Raw genomic sequence first — 16,962 nt, 5'->3', positions numbered from 1 at the left:
ACCTGAGGAGAGACAGCTCGTTAAGGACTCAAAGTACTTACTTTGGGTCTTTTCCTTTTTTATAGATGGGCGTCGGAACGTCTAGCGTTTCGCCGGTCCACTGAATCGTCGCTTCCATTTTGTACCCGGTATCGTCTTCATGGATGAACGACAGGCGTCCTGAATCGATCAGCTGATACAGACCGTATTCGACCTGATTCGCCCACGACCGTAACGTCATCGCCTCATCATAAAGCGGAATCTGTTGCGGGAATCGTTCATTCATCAGTAAGATGTCATGCTGGTCAAAATGGTAACTCCGTTTCGAAAATGCATCAGGTTGTTTTACATTAAATGGCTCGAACGCATGGATGAGTTCACCCTTGCGGTAAAAGGCAAAAATGCCGTTCCGGAGATGAAGGGCCTTGATTTCATCAATCTCGATCAAGAACGTCAACTTCCGTACGGTACGCTGGTTCGTACCAGAGCGTCGTTTTTTCATGGTATATGCCCCTTTCTGAACCATTGTACTATACCGTAAATTCAGGGAGAATTGCAACTTTTCCGCCCATTAAACGAGAAATACCTCTTGCTAGAAACGCTCGTGTGCGCTACACTGTTAAGCAGTGACTATGTTGGTTCGGACAATTGCGGGGCACTCCGGTGCTTTGAGGAAAGTCCATGCTCGCACAACCTGCGATGGTTGTAGTGATCGTGCTACACGAAAAGATAAGTGTAGGCAGCGTCGTGCTGACGGCAGAAGGAACGCCTAAGTCTTCGGATATGGCCGAAACTTCTTGAAAGTGCCACAGTGACGGAGCCTTACTGGAAACAGTAAGGGTGGAACGAGGTAAACCCCACGAGCGAGAAACCCAAATTTGGTAGGGGAATTTCCGGAGCGGAACTGAACGCGAAGGAGAGCGTATGTAAATACGGAGATAGATGATTGTCGCCCGCGTGTGAGGGTCAAACCGTTTGCAACACTAGGGAACAGAACATGGCTTACAGGACCACATAGGCTGTTATTTTTACTTTGAACGAGAGTCCAGGTCCAACTGGGCTCTTTTTTTATTGAAATGATTTTGGAAATTCTAGAAACAGGTAGGAGCGTGAACAATCATGGCAAAACGTTTAGTCATCGCGACGGCGGCAATGGGGATCGAATCCCTCGTCGCCAAGGAAGTCCGCGATTTAGGATATGAGTGTACGGTCGAGGACGGAAAAGTCTACATCGATTGTGAACTGGAAGACATTCCCCGTCTTAACCTCTGGTTACGGACGGCAGACCGCGTCAAACTCGTCGTCGCCGAATTCAAGGCGACATCATTCGAAAAATTATTTGATCAGGTCAAAGACCTCCCGTGGAGCGAACTGTTGCCGTGGGAAGCGAACTACGTCGTCAACGGCCGGTCGGTCAAATCGAAGTTGTTCTCGATCCGTGACTGTCAGAAGATCACGGAAAAAGCAATCGTCTCGCACATGCAGGAAGCCTACAACATGGGCGACGAGTGGTTACCGAAGACCGGTGCCAGCTTCCCGATCGAAGTTGCGCTCTTAAAAGACATCGCAACGCTGACAATCGACACGTCAGGCGATGCGCTCCATAAACGCGGCTACCGCGAGTTCCACTCCGCGGCACCACTGAAAGAAACGATGGCAGCGGCGATGCTGATGCTGACGAACTGGAAGCCGGATATGCCGCTTTACGACGTCTTTACGGGATCCGGGACACTGGCGATCGAAGCCGCGATGATCGGACGGAATATCGCACCGGGCATCAACCGTGAATTCGCCTCACAGGAATGGGCATGTATTCCGAAAAAAGCCTGGTTCGACGCAATCAAGGAAGCGAACGACAAAGCCGAGTGGGACAAGCCACTCAAAATCTATGCCAACGATACGGATCCGGAAATGGTCAAGCTCGCGAAACAAAACGCCGAGCTCGCAGACGTCCGCGACGCAATCAACGTCATGCAACGCGACGCAGCGGACTTCAAGCCGAAGGAAGACTTTGGTGTCATCATCGGGAACCCGCCGTACGGTGAACGTCTGGAAGACGCACGTGAAGTCCACCAACTTTACCGGAAGATCGGCAATGCGTTCCGTGAATTCCCGTACTACAGTGTCTATATGATCACGTCGTACGTCGAGTTCGAAAAAGCATTTGGTCGTCCGGCGACAAAACGCCGTAAGCTTTACAATGGTAATATCGAAGTTCAGTTTTACCAGTATTATGGTCTCCGTCGGAAAAGACCGCAGGCTTAAGCAGTTTTCAAGGGTGCGGAAGTCGCCAGTTCCCACTCAGTTCCCACTTTTTAATTTTTTTCGCCAAAATGTCAGGAGCCGCTCGATTGAGCGGTTTTTTTGTCGTCTAATAAAGACGCGAGCGTGGTGTATTACGATTAGTTTGCTTCTGGTCCAGCAGTTTTGAAGAATTTTTCAAAGCCTGGTCGTTCAATCTGGGCTGCTGCTTTGATTCGTTCAAGGTGGCCTTTCGCTTGTGCAAGTGTGCCTTGTGGATCTTGCCGGAATTCACTTGAATACACTTCGAGGAGCGCACTCAATTGATCCAATTCTTTTATGATAATACGGTGTGAATCCATAGCTTGCGTAAATCCATCTGTCGTATAATCAGGTGCTTCGAAGTGAATGCTCACTGTGATTTCATTCGCTACGGTTGCGTCAAATTTGTATAAATCATCTAAGTCGTCCACTGAGATGTATTCAAACTGACCAAACCCGTCCTCCTTCTCATAAGGGGTAAAGCGCTGTTGTAATTCATCAGCCGTTACATAGATAGCATTCATAGCTTCTGAGATTTTAAAAACGCTTGTGATGGCTTCTGGATATCGTTCGGCGTCGGTTTGTTCTGTACTCGCAACCGATTCCCCGTCGACATTTCCTTCTTCCGTAACCGGCTCTGCAATAATCGGTTCATCGATAACGGATGAAGAATGGATGATTGCTTCGTTTAATGGAATAGCAAGAAGCGATTCTTCCCGACGGCTTGGTAGGTAAGCAGAGGCTTCTTCCCACGATTCAAAACTACGAGCCATCCCGTATGTCTCTAAGCTAAACGCCATTGAATTAAAATTGTCTGCTAACTGTTCAAGCTTCACAAAATCAAGATTTTCAGTACCTTCGACTGAAATGTTTTTTTCGTTGTCCAAGAAAACGCCAGTTGCCATGGAATGAGCAGTTTGAGCTGCATCATTCAAAAATGAAATTTGATTATCGAGTTTTTCCACGACATCATCGGTGATGGTTTTCTGGAAATCTTGAATAGCGAGATTTTTAGATTTACGTAAGGCTTCTTGCTTTGTCACGAGATCGTCTACAAATTGATTTGTTGAATCGATGGCGTCTCGCAAGTCATCTTCTCCCGTATTCACAGCTTGTTGTATTTCATTTAGATTGCTCACATCGCTAGGTGATTGCACTTTAACGGTAGTTTTAATTTTCTTTTCAGACATTCCTTGATCGACTGATTCTTTTTTATCCTCCGCTTTCGCTTCTTGCTTGGGTTCTTTCACTTCCTCCGTTTCGTCATTGTTCGCCATACTTCCAACTGCTCCTATGGCAATTACAATCAAAATAGCCAGTAGCGTTCCTTTCCCATTAAGCCCTGATGAATACCGATCCGAACGTCTTCGTTCTCTCAAAATATACAGACCACCTTAATTTTCATTTTACTTATGGATACTTTATGCTTTCATCATCGTTGATCTAATTGACGTTTTCTAATGAATTTCGTAATTACTATTAAAAGACCGACAATAAGATAAAGGATTCCATTACCAACGATAACGAATCCGATAAAAGCTGCTGAAAAAGCAGCACCAAAACCTTCTCCGCCCATACTGTGATCTATTTTTAAAAAGATAGAACCTGATATTAAAGCAATGATTGGTCCAAGAATTCCGATTATTAGTCCGGATCCCCATAAAGGCATTTTTCCTTTCCTGTATAAAAGAACAGCCGACAAATTCAAAACGATTAAGATTGATATTAGAACACTCCAAACTAGTCCATCACCACTCATTCAAAATCCTCCGTTCTTTTAAAAGGTAATATATGTATTTTTTTATTGAGTTGATCATATCATAAACGCGAGAAGTTGGTATCTTTATTTCCAATTAAAGGTATAGAATGAAGAGAATACTTGTAAATAGGAGCAGTTCGAAAATTGAGGAGGATATAAGATGAAACCGATTGAAAGAACATTGACTTTGCTCAAACAAATGTTTAAAGATGAGCCGAGATTTATTATGGGAAGATACGGTAGAAACGGATGGGCAACTTGTAGTTTTAATAAACCTTTAACTTCTCAAGAAATTGAATCCTGCTTGCCTGAAGATAATTTTTCTTTGCCGAAAGACTATAAACATTTTTTAACGTTGCATGATGGATGTGGCTTATTTAGAACTGAATCTGATCTAATTCTAGAATTGTTTCCTCTTAAGGAAATGCTGGAAATGTCGGAAGAACACCATTCAGAAGACGGTCTCCTCTCAGAAGGAAACTTCTGGATCATAGGTCAAATAGATGAGGATTGGATTTTAATTGATAAAAATCAATGTGCGGATGCGGAAAGATCCTTTAAAAAACCATATATCACAGTTGTGCATCCATCAGATGGTCTGGATATGGCTGTTCCATTAAATTTGAATTTCGAATGTTTTTTAGAACGCGCTATCATTGCCCAAGGCGATTACTTTTGGGAGTGGTCAGAAGACCTTGAAATGACTGTAATATATGATGATACTTTAACGTATGAAGAAGTCGACGAAACACTTTATCTTGAAGATAAGAAATAAAACATTGTGAGTAGTTTTAAAAAGGAGAATGCGTGATGAGCTATACTTATCTGCCACTGACACAAAGTCAGGCGGAAGAGATTGCCTATGAATGGACATACGAAGGCGACTTTGCCTTTTATGATATGCCGAACGATCAGGACGACTTGGCAGAATTTTTGGATCCCGATCAACGGACGGAACATTATTATGCGGTGATGGATGAAACACAACTAATCGGATTTTTTGTATTTGAGCCTGGACAGAATAGTCTTGAGTTGGCACTGGGAATGCGACCAGATTTGACGGGACAGGGAAACGGCGTAGCGTTTTTGGAAAGCGGTCTCGCTTTCGCGATCGAGAAATATCAACCACATCACATCGAATTAGCTGTCGCGACGTTTAATGAACGGGCTATCCGGCTGTATACGAAAAGCGGTTTTGAGCCGGTCGAACGGTTTCAGCAGGAAACAAACGGCGAGAGCTATGAATTCGTCAAAATGCGTCTGCATACAGGAGTCGTGAAATAAACATGTTCTACAAGGAAGAGGGATTTAATTGGAATTTTGGGATGAATTATTAGGCGAAGAAGTTATTGCACCTCTAAAAAAAGAAGAGATTAAACATATTGAAAAGCAATTGGGTAGTCGTTTACCAAAAAGCTATCTCAAAAAAATGGAAGAACAAAACGGTGGGAATATTGCATTTAATTTAGTTATTGTAGACTTTAAAAACAGCTGGTCTGATGAAGAAACAGGACTTTACTTACCTTTATATGAATTCATGCCGTTAACAATTGAAAAATTTGTAGAAAATACCTCTGTCTTAAATGAGTGGGGCTTAGCTGGGGAAAAAATGATATTTGGTGAAGGTGAAGGAAGTTATCTGTGGTACTTTGATTTTGATGAAAATCCCAAAAAACCAGAAGTATGGTGTTTGGACATTTCTGACGAGGCTGCATATCTTGTAGCAGAATCTTTTGAAGCATTACTACCAAATCTCGAAAAACGAGAGAATGATGACGGGCTAACACATGAAGTTGTATTTGCTGACTATCCTAGTATGGATGAAATTCGAGAAACAATTAAAGGTACTGATGAGGAAGCACGACTCGAAGCGTATCGTATGTGGTTGACGCGTTGTGAGGATCTTGAAGGACTAATCACTGAGTTACGTCAACGGGTAGAACATTCAGATGATGAGGACGAATTAGATTCTTATGCTGAACTATTAGCTGAAGTTTTAGTAAATTATACTAATGAAGAGTTTATGACCTACGAAGAAGCGATAGTGTTGTTTAATAAAAAAGAAGATGTATCGGATTTAAGTCATGTTATCGTTCAACTTGAGTCTGAAGTCTAAAAATAACATAATACCCTATGTCCAATAACTACCTGAGTTTTTTGTTTTACAAGGATACATAAAAGTTCATTAATTTGGTGAAAATAATTTCCGATATTGTTGTTACTAAGAAAGGCGGTATAGAAAGTAACTGTATCTTTTTATCTGACTTTGCGTTTTATCCGCTTCAATATCACGACACATCATTGAGGAATGAAAAACCTGCTTCCGACTGACAGCCGGAAGCAGGTTTTTCATTATTTCAAATCGGCATTCATGGATGGCCTTTTACTTGCCAACCGCTTTCGAAGATAAGTCCCGACTCCTGACGCAACAGCGGCACCGGTGCAACTGAACAAGCAACCGAGCACTAAGTAAATAGATAAATTCGATTCACCGATCAGGACGGAAGCGACTCCTCCAATTGCCGGAAACAGCGCTACCATGTAGCCGCTTTTGGCACCACCGATGTTCTCGACCAACTTCAGGTAGAAGAACCATGCGCCAAACGATGCGAGCAGCGTGAGGTAAAGAAGCGCGGACAAGTAAGTAACGGATGGCGGGATACTGATTGCCTGCCCCTGAAACCATACGACAAATCCAAGCAAAATACCTCCTGCCGTGAATCCGACCGCATTGGCATACACCGGATTTACTTTCTGCTTCGCATTTCGTGCTGAACTGGCGTCGCCGATTGCTGTAATGCCAGTACCAAGCAGCGCGAGCAGAATTCCTTTTATATCATTCGTATGTATGTCGTGTAAAGTCGGATAAAGCAAAATCAAAACACCCAGCACACCGAGAAGTCCGCCAATCAGGATGCGGAGATGTAACTGTTCTTTTAAAAAGATTCGCAAGGCAACGGGTGTTAGGATCACTTTCAGTGAAAAAATCAACGTGACGATTGCGGCTGAACTGAGCATCGTTGCGTAATAGAGACAGAGATAGCTGAGTGCAAAATTACAGATACCAAACACCAGAATATACGGAAGATCCTGTTTCAGAGGTTTTCCGACCGGTTTCATGAACCATGCCAGAAGACTGAACAACACAGCAGTCAGGATTAAACGATAGGTCAACGATAGCTCCAGGCTGACCGGCGTACCTTGAATCTTGACGGCAATGAAATTAAGACTCCCAAATGAGTAAACAAAAAATATACATAAAAGTCGTCATCAATAAGCTCCACTCCTAAATCAAGACAATCAGCGAAAGCCCGATCAAAATGTTAATAAAACTGAGGACATCCGTTGTTTTAGTAAATAACGATCGTCCCGTTTTCTTCGCTTTGTCATTGAAAACCATCAAAATGACAGCGAACAGTGTTGTTAAGCCGATCGGGGCGTTAAGGAAACTATCGGAATACGTGAATGAGTTGGTTGCGAAGTAAAGGCTGTTTAGCACAGCAAGATAGAATAGAACTTTTTGCATCGAGTCACACCCTGTTTGATTTGTTACATGATTATACATTTTTACATATGAAGTCAATCACCTCATATGAAACAAGTTACTGTCTGTACTCTGATTCATTTTTATGAGAAGGAATTGAATTTTGCTGATAATGAAGAAATATGAGATACCACCACTTTAAAACATAAGCGAACAAATATATGCACATCCATGACCATGGTCTAAGCGAAGTGAGACTCTCGAAAAAGTGACCAAATTCCGTTGTCATGTTGCGGTACATGGCATTCCACGAAAAAAGTGCAAACAAGACAATTGTAGCTACAAAAGCACGTAAGGAGACTTTCCGTAAACTTTTTTTCTTGATTGAAACGAAAACTGTACTGCATATCATGACTAAAAAGAAACTGTAAAAGAATATCCAAACCCAAGCATCGTTAGTTGGATTCATGTATTCGTTCTCCCTTCAATCTACTTTGATTAAGAAAGCAAACTGACCATCACCATTCTCAGACCATCTTGCTTGAAGTTCATAGGCATATGTTCCGGCTTCTTTCGGTGTTACGAGTTGATTATTTTTTAACGTAACCTTGTTACCGGTCTCCTTGTTAAATCGAAGGATTTTGATTGTATCAGGTTCTGGATCGAAGGAAATCTGGATTTTCTCGTTCGGCATGACGGTGACCGGTTTACTTTTTTCAGTCATATGCAGACCGTCTACATAAATTTTGTCTACGCATTGGCCGCTAAACATGCCACTCCAGCAAAATGTCCCTTGGACCGTTGCAATACTTTTTCCCTGTATCTCGACACGGGGATCTGGTGGTTCATCACGAAAGGGTTCGAATTGAACGAAAAAAGCAATGATGATAATCACAGAGCCGATTAATAAAAATTTACGCATTTGAAACTGTCCTCCTTTGCACGTGGCATTCTTGTGTGTCAAAAGTCTTTTCATTCAATGAGCTTTTGATACTTATATCCCTTCAAAATAGCGTGATTCTCTTCATACGTCCATGTTTTGATGGCGAGATCAGGGTTTGCTTTCAGATGATGCGTCAAGATATCGCGACCTAAAGAGTAACGGCTCCATAAAGGAATGTCTTTTTCAGTGTTCCCCATTGTAATCTCCTGATAATCAGCTTCACCATTCCCAATCAGACGTGACACATGTTTTTTGGTTGTATCATCCATCGGTATATTCCAAGGAGGCGAGACTTCCGTGACGATCTGATCGGCAAAGGCATCTGCTTTTCCTTCGAAGATGACCGAATCAAGGGATGTGTCAATTCTGCTTAACTCCGGTGTATCATTTAAAACCAGGTGATGATATTCATGCGCGATCGTATAGGCTAAAACTTCTTTATCGAAGTTTGGATTTAGTTGAATGATAATCGAGTCTTGAAAAGCTGCTCCGGACACTCCGGCCAAAGGATCCGTCATTGACCAAAATTCCGGATTGGACGGTGCGATGAAAATCGTAGCTTTCTTTTTAGGGAGCGCTTCATAGGAAGCGATATAGTTTTTTGTAATGATATCTTTGATTTCGTCATGCTGTTTCATCAATTCATTCGTTTGGTTCAGCAGATCCTGCTCGTAAGCTGTCGCCTTCAACATAAAGAAAGTCTCTAGGGTGGTCGGATCAAAGTTTTCCTTCTCTCCAATCTTATCTATGTAACGAAGGACGTATTCTGCGTAATTTTTTGTATCCGTTTCTGAAGTATCGGCTTTAAGCGATGCTTTCAAATAAGTTTGATAGGGAGAATAAAGCGGCACTATGTTTAATTCACCATCCTCGCCGATCTTTACGGTTTCCGGTTTAAATTTTTTACTTTCGGAGTGCGTCACTGTTTTTTCTGTTTCGTCTGTACAGGCTGCTAACAGCAGGAACGGGATGCAAACCAAAGGAGCAATTACTTTTTTCAACGGGATGACCTCCATTTCTAAATCGTAGGATTATGAATGTTCTCGTTGCTTGACGAGGATAGAACTCAGAACTTCGTATGTAAAATTATACCATGAAAATTAAAGGGTTTAAGGCATAAATTATTTAGATGATTATTTAATTGGGAGATGCTGACATGAGAACTATTCAAATCGATGAAGTGATAAAAAAACTGGAACAGGTCCTGGAAAAACAACTGACACGAGAGGAAGTAGCCGAGTGGGCATATGAACGGATGGCGGATTTGGAGTGGATGGAAGAGAAAGAAGGCAGGCCATTGACGAAGGAGGAGTTGGCCGTCTTTCGTTGTCTAACGACAGTCTATGGAATGGATTTGCAAAATAGCCCGGACGAGTATTTTCATGTAGACGACGATTTTCGAGATTGGATCAAAGCATTTCAGGAAGTGGGGAGAAGCTTTAAATCTAAGGAATGAGCATGTTTCGCCGATTAACATTTCTCAACCAGTCATCATAATTATGAAACCTTTGTTTAAAGAAACAGGTAAAAAGAGGAAAGGGGATGATGAAATGGTACGGTGTACGAATTGCGACTACAAGTGGAAAACGAAGGACGTACTGGCTGTCGGCTTTGCAAACCATGGCAAAGACTGCCCGAACTGCGGCAAGAAGCAGTATCTTTCAAAAGATACGCAACATTACCTGTCACTCGGATACGTCAGCCTGTTTTTTTCTATTGATCATGCCGTTTGTCATTAAACTGAGTGGCCGGGAAGAATCCATCTGGTAGGCAACTGATTGCGTGTTCAAAAAAGACGGAGCTTTTTCAGCGGAGTATACTGACGGAAAAGGGGGTGCGACGGGATGCCATCGCTCTATGAGATCGAGGTGAAAGACGCAACCGGACAGACGATTTCCTTGAAGGATTATACTGGAGAGGTACTTCTCATTGTCAATACAGCCAGTAAATGTGGACTTGTCGGTCAGCTCGGAGACTTGCAACGGTTGTACGACAAGTATGCTAATAAAGGCGTCAAGGTCCTTGGATTTCCGTGTGACCAGTTCAACAATCAGGAATTTGCCGATCAGCAAGAAACGATGCAGTTTTGTCAGCGGAACTACGGTGTGACGTTCCCAATGTTTCAGAAGATTGACGTCAACGGCCCGACCGAACATCGGTTATATACGTATTTGAAACAGCAACAGGGTGGTCTATTATCGTCGAACATCAAATGGAACTTCACGAAGTTTCTCGTTGATCGTCAAGGGCGGGTTGTTAAACGGTTTGCGCCGGTTGATTCGATCCAGACGATTGAAAAAACACTGGTGCGCTATGTATAATGAAACCACGTCCCGTCCGGCGCAAGCCGTCGGGCGGGACGAGTCGCATCACCCTACCTTTGGCGAGGTAGGGCTTTTTTTATGTCAACTCTCCGTCGGAAGATTAAAAGAATGTCGGACGGTAAAATCACTCATCTTATGACCAAGATCCGTAAAGACCGGCGGACGCGGAGACAGGACATGAAAGTCCTGTTCGAATGCCCGGATAGCGTAGTGGGTCCAGTCTCGCGACGTGTCACGCTTCAAGCCCATCCAGGCCGTCGCAAAGGTCAGAAGTGCCGAGTCCTTATACAGGACGAGCGGAATCGTACTGAACTCCAGTCCGTCATCCAGTTCATGCAAATCCGACGAGCGGAGCAGGACGCAATCTGCTTCAAACAACAGTTCAAAATAATTGCAGGAATAGTCACCGATGAGCACCATGACTTCGTCCGTATGGCCACGAAAATAGAGTGCCAGCCGGTTGCCATTTTCCTCGTTCATGACAATGTGATCGAGTTTAATCTGATAGTCTTCCCGGTACAACAGTTTCTCGAATGTGATATGCATGACGGATTCCCTCCTTAAGAGTGTTTTTCCTTGGCGAGTTCGAGGATGTCCGGCTGACGTGTCGAACGCGACGACCAGATGAGCAGACCGATACCACAAAATAAAAGTAAAATACCGACCCACGATAATAGACTGAGCGTTTCCCCGAGGACAAACACGCCAAGTAAGGCAGCGGTCAACGGTTCACCGAGGGAGAGTGTGACGGCTGTCGAAGACGAGACGTGCGCAAGACCTCGTGCGAACAACAGATAGGCAACACCTGTTGCGAAGACGCCAAGATGCAGACTGATGCCGGCGCCGCGCAGACTGAAGACCCATGACAAATCAAACAGGAATAACAGAGGCGATAACAAGAGAGCGCTGAGTGTAAAGACGACCGCAACGACCGATAACGGAGGATGGGTTTTCACTAAGTCCCGGCTGACAAACGTGTAGACGGCAAAGGACATTCCGGCACCGAGTGCGAGCACGATCCCGAACGGATCGACTGAAACGGATGCCTGATTCATGACCAACAGTAAACAACCGGCAATCGAAAGCAATGTCGACAGCCACCAAATGGTACCCGGTCGATTTCTTAAGACAAGCCATTCAATCACTCCGGAAAAAATCGGCGCACTGCCGATTGCGACGACGGTTCCGACGGCGACTCCGGTCATCAGGACAGCGGAAAAGAACAACGGCTGATAGGCGGCCATGCTGAGTGCAGCGAGAAAAATCGTTGGCAGCGGCCAATCTTTTAAGGTCAGCTTTCCGGTCAGTAAGACGAGACTGAGTAAAAATAATCCACCGACCGCTAAACGAACGGCGCCGATGGCAATCGGATGAGCGGCTTCCGGCGCAAAGGCTTGCGACGTGCCGGTCGTACCCCAAAGCATTGCCGCCAGTAAAATCAGTAGCATCGAAGACTGTTTGTGCATGGTTCACCTCCGGATTAATAGACATAGATGCTGTTTAAAGATCATTTTTGATTAGAAAAAGAATACCACAGAAAGAGGAAGTTGAGTTCGCCTAAATTATTGGTAAAATGGTAGAATAAAGGAATATGAGGCCAGGTGGCTCATATATAGAAAAATAAGAGGGTGGATCCAATGAATCAAATCGCAGTTGTCCTCGACGGACTGAAACAAAAAATCAGCCATGGATCGACGTTTATTCAACGCAGTTACAATTCAATCGGTCAGGCCACGTTCTATCTGCCGAAACCGGTCAAACCGGAGACACTTCAAGCTTTTCAAGCCGAGTTCAAGCAACCGTTACCGAGCGAATACCAGACATTTCTCGAACTGCATGACGGCGCAAAACTATTTATGCTGGGCGACGAGGGACTGGTCCTACATCCACTCGAAGAAGTAATCGAAAAGACGATCGAAGCCAAGGAAGACGGTCTGATTGATGAAGACTATGATCATTACTGGATCATCGGCGAGATAAACGAAGGATACCTGCTGATTCATACGGATCATGCAAAAACGGAAGATACACCCTACATGTACTGGAAGTATCATGAAGGATCAACCGAGGACACCGATGCAATCGGTCAAAACTTCGGGACGTTTCTTGAACGGTCGATCATCGCCCAAGGCGACATGTACTGGGAATTCAACAGCTTCGATGTCCGGGAAACTGATTATTATGTCGAAGAAGAAATCGAGGACATGCAGGCGGGCGTTCCGATTGCATCCGTGGAACGGGTCCGGATCGAAATTGAGTATCCGATTTATCGCCGGGGAGGTTTCATTCTTTCTTTTTATACATATGAAAATGGAAAAGCCCAGTTACGGTCGGAATCAAACGGTTTCGATAATTTTAAACAAATCCATCGTTATCTAGTGGGTACTTTGGATGAACCAGGATACTACTATTCTGAAATCGTCGTTTTCCAAAAAGAAGCACCGCTTTGGGAAAGTGAAGATGCATCCGGTGAACAGATTGCAAAACGTGTTGAACATCCGCAAACCCAAATCATGCAGTATGACGGGTATCAAGCTTTTGTGAACGACTTACCGCGTCCGTTACCGGGCTGGGAAAAAGCATGACAGGGAGAGAATGATATGAATCAAATCGCAGCAGTACTCGGCGGGCTTCAGCAGAAAATCAGTCATGGATCAACGTTCATTCAACGGAAGTACAATGAGATCGGGCAGGCAAAATTTAATCTCCCGGAACCGGTGACGGCAGCATCACTTGCGGCATTTGAAGCTGAATTCAATCAAAAATTACCGAGTGAATACCAAACGTTCCTTGAACTGCATGATGGAGCGAACCTGTTTATTCTTGACGACGGTCTGGGACTGGTGTTGCATTCCTTGGAGCGGGTGATTGAAGCGACGAATGAGGCGATTGAATATGAATTGATTCATGAGGACTTCGATCATTACTGGGTAATTGGGGAAATCAATGAGGGTTATCTGTTGATTAACCGTGAGTTTGCAAAAACGGAGGATACACCATATATGTATTGGGTGTTCCATGAATTATCGACCGAGGACGCCGATCCAATCGGTCAAGATTTCGGCACGTTCCTTGAGTATTCAATCATTGCCCAAGGAGACGTGTTTTGGGAGTTCAAGGACTTCAGCATTGAGAAGGATGATTATTTCGTCGAAGAAGAGACTCCGGAAGAGAAGGTTAATCCCCCAATCTCAATCCGGTTTGTCGATTCGGTTCGCGTCGAAATTGAATACCCGATTTCGAAAAACGATTCATATTTCACGATTTCGATTTATGAGGGTAAGTTCGAACAGGAGAAATTAGGAATGCGTTATAACGAAGGTCGAGGTTTTGAGAAAGTCATCCAATCCGTCCGCGATCATTTGTCTTATGAACAATATCATTTTTCGTCAATTCAAGTGTTCCAAAGAGAACATTTGTTACAGACGAACGAAGATCAATCAGGAGATCCTTTAGTCCGAAACAAAAACCTACAACGACAAGGATTAAGATACGACGGCTACCGGGCCTTTGCGGACCAATTACCGCGTCCGTTACCGGGCTGGGAATAAGCCAAGCATTACGTTCAAGGAGCGCGTTCATTTCATCTACTCTTTTGAAACGCATGCGAAAAGGAGAAACGGAAATGAAAAAACTACTAATCATCCCATTGTTATTCAGTTTAGTCGGATGTATGTCCCTTGACATGAAGCCGAGCAGTGAGTCGGTCGAAACCGGCTATACAGGAAGCGTCAAAGACGGGTTTGTATTTGAATACAAACTGACGAACAGAGGCGATTATCCGGTAAAAGTCGTCTCCCGTGCCGGTCATTTGTTGAATGTAAAAGTTCGCAAGCACGATACGCAAAAAGTCGTCTATGATTCGTACGAAGAGGTGGAACCGAAACGGTTGTCGAAAGAAGTGCAACCGCATAAAACGGTGACGCTGAAGAGAACAGTCAAAGCCGGTGTCATTCCGGCGGGTGTGTATGATATTGACTATATCGTTCGTGAACCTTCCAGTGAAAGTACATCCGGGGATGGAGAAATAAAACTAAAGTAAATTAATAGAGGAGGAACAAAAATGTGGAAGAATCCAAGTTACCGCTATGGAATATGGTCATTAATTGTCAGCTTTTTCTTATTCTTAATCGTTCAAATGTATAGCGCCTATATCGAACTGTCACCCAAGTTTGATGGAGAGGCACTCGAAGAATATCATTTGATCTACTTTCCGGTTATCGCATTGATTGTGGGATGTACGTTCCTGATTGGCGGTTGGTGGAATGAGGACTTTAAACAGGAAGCACAAAAACGAGCAGCACTAGAAGCTGAAAAATCAGCAGAGTAACTATGATTTTGGAGGAATGAAGCAAATGATTAAGAATTTTTCTGCTTTAGTGATGCTGACGATAGCAGGTATCGCATTGATGCGCTTCTTATCGGATACGGAAATGGGACCATTTTTAAAAATTGCTTTGACGCTTGTCGGACTCGTCCTGATCGGCTGGGGAATCATCGGCATGATTTTGCATGGCTGGGTGATGGGGTATGAGCGAAGAAACAAACAAATGTAAGGTAAGATGTTTCATCCGGTGGGTCCTATAAAAAGGGAGACACCGGATTTTTTTCGTTTAGCGATACTAAATAATTCTGTTGATAGTCAGATATAAAAACTGGTTGTTTTTATATCTTAACAAGCATACTGTTCCAATCTGTTAATCTGACTGTTCGTTCAAAAGAACATATCCTTCCGACAAATCCAAGGTATATCTTTCTTTTAGAAGCTCAAACGTTACTTCGTTCTTGGTTAAAATAAAGCAACCCCGGTCGTCAAAAATATACAGGATGATGTCTTTGTCCGGATTCACGAAAAAATCTCAGGATAGTACATCTGTCTCGATTTGAAGCGGGGATACAGCTCAGGAAAGTCCTGATTACAGATTGCTTGAAGCAACTGTTTATAACGAATGGCCTGTCTGCTCGGCAATAAGCGGGCGTATTGGTAAATGACTTCCTCTTCATCGCAAACATCCTTTTTTTCGAACTCAAGCGCATATCGATTTTTGTTATTTTTGAGAAAACGCTCAAAAATCTCCGTACTTTTCGCCGGAGGAGAATGGCGTTCTTTTCGGACACGTACAATGAGGTACAAACGGTCGTTTTCCTGAAACAGATCTTCAAACAGAGTAAGAGATTTTTGGTAAACTTTCTCGAAGTACGCCATATTCAGTTCGTCGGAATCTTCTTGTATTTGATACAGTTCTTTTTGCAAGTTGAGACTCAGTGTCAGTGGACGCTCCGCAAACGGTTCTTCCAAAAGATTTGGATTGTTAAAGCGACTGCGGAAATAATCGTTTAATTTCATAAAATGTTCCTTCCTTAGTGATTGTTATGTACTCTCCTGATGGGTTCAAAAACGCTTCCGGATGAATGAAGATTTCCAGTTAAGGGTATGAAAGTATGAAAGATAAGAGCAAAATAAAACGATCCACTCAAAAGGAAGTGAACTCATGGCAAATCAGCATGTTACACCACATCCGGATGGCGGCTATCAGGTCATTGCGGAAGGGGCATCAAAAGCAACGGAACGGTTTCCGACACAAAAAGAAGCCATCGCAGCAGGACGGAAGATTGCGAAGGATCAAAAGGTTGAGCTGATCATTCATAATAAGGAAGGTCAGATCCGGGATAAGGATTCGTACGGTCACGATCCGTTTCCTCCAAGAGGTTAAGCAAGCATCAAACACGTCGCATCAAATGGACGTGTTTTTATTGTGCCTAGTAGAGTCCTGTCATCGTCAGTTTCAACAACGTGGAGACGATATAGGTTTTTGCCGTTTTGGTATCCGAAAACTGTTGTGAGTCAAACGTGTTCCCGCGTTCCCGGAAAAAGGTATACCAGGTCCCTCGGTCCTCATAATAAAAGAAGCCGTCCGTCAGCCGGTCGATGTCTGGTGAGTCCGGCAACCCGTATTTTTTGGTATAAGCGAGGACGTCGGCTTCCGTGACCGTAAACACATCCGCGTAGGAATGATTCCGCATGTCAGAGACATTCAGTGTGTCGCAGGCAAACTGATACGGATTGCCGTACAGGAGAACTCTGATTTGTGTATCGTGGTCAATCATATCCTTCGACTCCTGTCCTTAAAAAATGGTGATATCGACGTTCGAAATGTATTTCCATCATTTTAACATTTGGATTATTGTG

Annotated in this window: 24 protein-coding genes, 1 other RNA gene and 1 pseudogene; 14 read left to right on the top strand and 12 right to left on the bottom strand. The window is 43.7% G+C overall.

Going from position 1 to position 16,962, the window contains the following annotated elements:
- Positions 1–37 precede the first annotated feature (37 nt).
- Positions 38–481, bottom strand: coding sequence for a hypothetical protein (locus DVG79_RS06855; RefSeq protein WP_233494547.1), 444 nt, complete (start codon positions 479–481; stop codon positions 38–40).
- Between the two features lie 134 nt (positions 482–615).
- Here DVG79_RS06855 and rnpB point away from each other — a divergent pair.
- Both rnpB and DVG79_RS06845 read left to right on the top strand, forming a co-directional pair.
- Positions 616–989: RNase P RNA component class B (gene rnpB, locus DVG79_RS06850), an RNA gene on the top strand.
- Positions 990–1,098: 109 nt separating this feature from the next.
- Positions 1,099–2,244, top strand: a complete 1,146-nt coding sequence (locus DVG79_RS06845; RefSeq protein WP_071499832.1) for a THUMP domain-containing class I SAM-dependent RNA methyltransferase — start codon at positions 1,099–1,101, stop codon at positions 2,242–2,244.
- A gap of 137 nt (positions 2,245–2,381) precedes the next feature.
- On the opposite strand, the gene DVG79_RS16100 is transcribed toward DVG79_RS06845, so the two are convergent.
- The gene (locus DVG79_RS16100) at positions 2,382–3,539 is read right to left on the bottom strand and encodes a hypothetical protein (protein ID WP_158537532.1); all 1,158 of its coding nucleotides are present in this window, start codon (positions 3,537–3,539) and stop codon (positions 2,382–2,384) included.
- 155 nt (positions 3,540–3,694) lie between these two features.
- Positions 3,695–4,021, bottom strand: a complete 327-nt coding sequence (locus DVG79_RS06835) for an ABC transporter permease (RefSeq protein WP_114596054.1) — start codon at positions 4,019–4,021, stop codon at positions 3,695–3,697.
- Between the two features lie 160 nt (positions 4,022–4,181).
- On the opposite strand from DVG79_RS06835, the gene DVG79_RS06830 reads away from it, so the two are divergent.
- The 3 genes from DVG79_RS06830 to DVG79_RS06820 are packed head-to-tail and all read left to right on the top strand — an operon-like array spanning position 4,182 to position 6,137.
- Entirely contained in the window at positions 4,182–4,796 is a 615-nt protein-coding gene (locus tag DVG79_RS06830; RefSeq protein WP_114596053.1) for an SMI1/KNR4 family protein, read from the top strand.
- A gap of 35 nt (positions 4,797–4,831) precedes the next feature.
- Positions 4,832–5,305, top strand: coding sequence for a GNAT family N-acetyltransferase (locus DVG79_RS06825; protein WP_114596052.1), 474 nt, complete (start codon positions 4,832–4,834; stop codon positions 5,303–5,305).
- A 28-nt stretch (positions 5,306–5,333) separates the two neighbouring features.
- Positions 5,334–6,137: an SMI1/KNR4 family protein gene (locus DVG79_RS06820; protein WP_114596051.1), complete on the top strand. Its 804-nt coding sequence runs from the start codon at positions 5,334–5,336 to the stop codon at positions 6,135–6,137.
- A 236-nt stretch (positions 6,138–6,373) separates the two neighbouring features.
- Here the strand turns inward: DVG79_RS06820 and DVG79_RS06815 are convergent.
- The 4 genes and pseudogenes from DVG79_RS06815 to DVG79_RS06795 form a co-directional block, all read right to left on the bottom strand.
- Positions 6,374–7,292, bottom strand: a pseudogene (locus DVG79_RS06815) (DMT family transporter).
- A 15-nt stretch (positions 7,293–7,307) separates the two neighbouring features.
- Positions 7,308–7,547: a hypothetical protein gene (locus tag DVG79_RS06810; protein ID WP_114596050.1), complete on the bottom strand. Its 240-nt coding sequence runs from the start codon at positions 7,545–7,547 to the stop codon at positions 7,308–7,310.
- A gap of 442 nt (positions 7,548–7,989) precedes the next feature.
- Positions 7,990–8,427 (bottom strand): hypothetical protein, encoded by a 438-nt coding sequence (locus DVG79_RS06800; RefSeq protein ID WP_114596048.1) that lies wholly within the window; start codon positions 8,425–8,427, stop codon positions 7,990–7,992.
- Between the two features lie 50 nt (positions 8,428–8,477).
- Positions 8,478–9,449, bottom strand: coding sequence for a DUF2268 domain-containing putative Zn-dependent protease (locus tag DVG79_RS06795; RefSeq protein WP_114596047.1), 972 nt, complete (start codon positions 9,447–9,449; stop codon positions 8,478–8,480).
- 155 nt (positions 9,450–9,604) lie between these two features.
- Here DVG79_RS06795 and DVG79_RS06790 point away from each other — a divergent pair, with 155 nt between their 5' ends.
- From DVG79_RS06790 to DVG79_RS06780, 3 genes are all read left to right on the top strand, one after another.
- On the top strand, positions 9,605–9,904 hold the full coding sequence (locus DVG79_RS06790) for a hypothetical protein (RefSeq protein ID WP_026828585.1): 300 nt from the start codon (positions 9,605–9,607) through the stop codon (positions 9,902–9,904).
- 94 nt (positions 9,905–9,998) lie between these two features.
- Positions 9,999–10,187 carry a hypothetical protein gene (locus DVG79_RS06785; RefSeq protein WP_233494546.1) on the top strand — a complete coding sequence of 63 codons (189 nt, stop codon included), beginning with the start codon at positions 9,999–10,001 and terminating at the stop codon, positions 10,185–10,187.
- Between the two features lie 105 nt (positions 10,188–10,292).
- Positions 10,293–10,769 (top strand): glutathione peroxidase, encoded by a 477-nt coding sequence (locus tag DVG79_RS06780; protein WP_114596046.1) that lies wholly within the window; start codon positions 10,293–10,295, stop codon positions 10,767–10,769.
- 84 nt (positions 10,770–10,853) lie between these two features.
- On the opposite strand, the gene DVG79_RS06775 is transcribed toward DVG79_RS06780, so the two are convergent.
- Positions 10,854–11,318 carry a hypothetical protein gene (locus DVG79_RS06775; RefSeq protein ID WP_114596045.1) on the bottom strand — a complete coding sequence of 155 codons (465 nt, stop codon included), beginning with the start codon at positions 11,316–11,318 and terminating at the stop codon, positions 10,854–10,856.
- 14 nt (positions 11,319–11,332) lie between these two features.
- Complete coding sequence (locus DVG79_RS06770; protein WP_114596044.1) at positions 11,333–12,238, bottom strand: EamA family transporter; 906 nt, start codon at positions 12,236–12,238, stop codon at positions 11,333–11,335.
- A 171-nt stretch (positions 12,239–12,409) separates the two neighbouring features.
- Here DVG79_RS06770 and DVG79_RS06765 point away from each other — a divergent pair, with 171 nt between their 5' ends.
- From DVG79_RS06765 to DVG79_RS06745, 5 genes are all read left to right on the top strand, one after another.
- Complete coding sequence (locus DVG79_RS06765) at positions 12,410–13,357, top strand: SMI1/KNR4 family protein (protein ID WP_114596043.1); 948 nt, start codon at positions 12,410–12,412, stop codon at positions 13,355–13,357.
- Positions 13,358–13,372: 15 nt separating this feature from the next.
- Positions 13,373–14,323, top strand: a complete 951-nt coding sequence (locus DVG79_RS06760; protein WP_114596042.1) for an SMI1/KNR4 family protein — start codon at positions 13,373–13,375, stop codon at positions 14,321–14,323.
- A 74-nt stretch (positions 14,324–14,397) separates the two neighbouring features.
- Entirely contained in the window at positions 14,398–14,814 is a 417-nt protein-coding gene (locus DVG79_RS06755; protein WP_114596041.1) for a hypothetical protein, read from the top strand.
- Positions 14,815–14,835: 21 nt separating this feature from the next.
- Complete coding sequence (locus tag DVG79_RS06750; protein WP_114596040.1) at positions 14,836–15,102, top strand: hypothetical protein; 267 nt, start codon at positions 14,836–14,838, stop codon at positions 15,100–15,102.
- A 25-nt stretch (positions 15,103–15,127) separates the two neighbouring features.
- The gene (locus tag DVG79_RS06745; protein ID WP_114596039.1) at positions 15,128–15,328 is read left to right on the top strand and encodes a hypothetical protein; all 201 of its coding nucleotides are present in this window, start codon (positions 15,128–15,130) and stop codon (positions 15,326–15,328) included.
- A 141-nt stretch (positions 15,329–15,469) separates the two neighbouring features.
- Here DVG79_RS06745 and DVG79_RS16340 read toward each other — a convergent pair whose 3' ends face one another.
- Positions 15,470–15,622, bottom strand: coding sequence for a DUF3885 domain-containing protein (locus DVG79_RS16340; RefSeq protein ID WP_483297332.1), 153 nt, complete (start codon positions 15,620–15,622; stop codon positions 15,470–15,472).
- On the bottom strand, positions 15,619–16,119 hold the full coding sequence (locus DVG79_RS06740) for a DUF3885 domain-containing protein (protein ID WP_114596038.1): 501 nt from the start codon (positions 16,117–16,119) through the stop codon (positions 15,619–15,621). The genes DVG79_RS16340 and DVG79_RS06740 overlap by 4 nt, the downstream gene beginning before the upstream one ends.
- 145 nt (positions 16,120–16,264) lie before the next feature.
- Between DVG79_RS06740 and DVG79_RS06735 the strand changes: the two genes are divergently transcribed.
- On the top strand, positions 16,265–16,486 hold the full coding sequence (locus tag DVG79_RS06735) for a DUF2188 domain-containing protein (RefSeq protein ID WP_114596037.1): 222 nt from the start codon (positions 16,265–16,267) through the stop codon (positions 16,484–16,486).
- Between the two features lie 46 nt (positions 16,487–16,532).
- On the opposite strand, the gene DVG79_RS06730 is transcribed toward DVG79_RS06735, so the two are convergent.
- Positions 16,533–16,880, bottom strand: coding sequence for a hypothetical protein (locus tag DVG79_RS06730; RefSeq protein WP_114596036.1), 348 nt, complete (start codon positions 16,878–16,880; stop codon positions 16,533–16,535).
- Between the last annotated feature and the right edge of the window lie 82 nt (positions 16,881–16,962).

It is taken from the genome of Exiguobacterium sp. RIT594, from assembly GCF_003339585.1.
Classification (GTDB): domain Bacteria; phylum Bacillota; class Bacilli; order Exiguobacteriales; family Exiguobacteriaceae; genus Exiguobacterium_A.
This window is presented reverse-complemented; position numbering and strand designations above follow the sequence as displayed.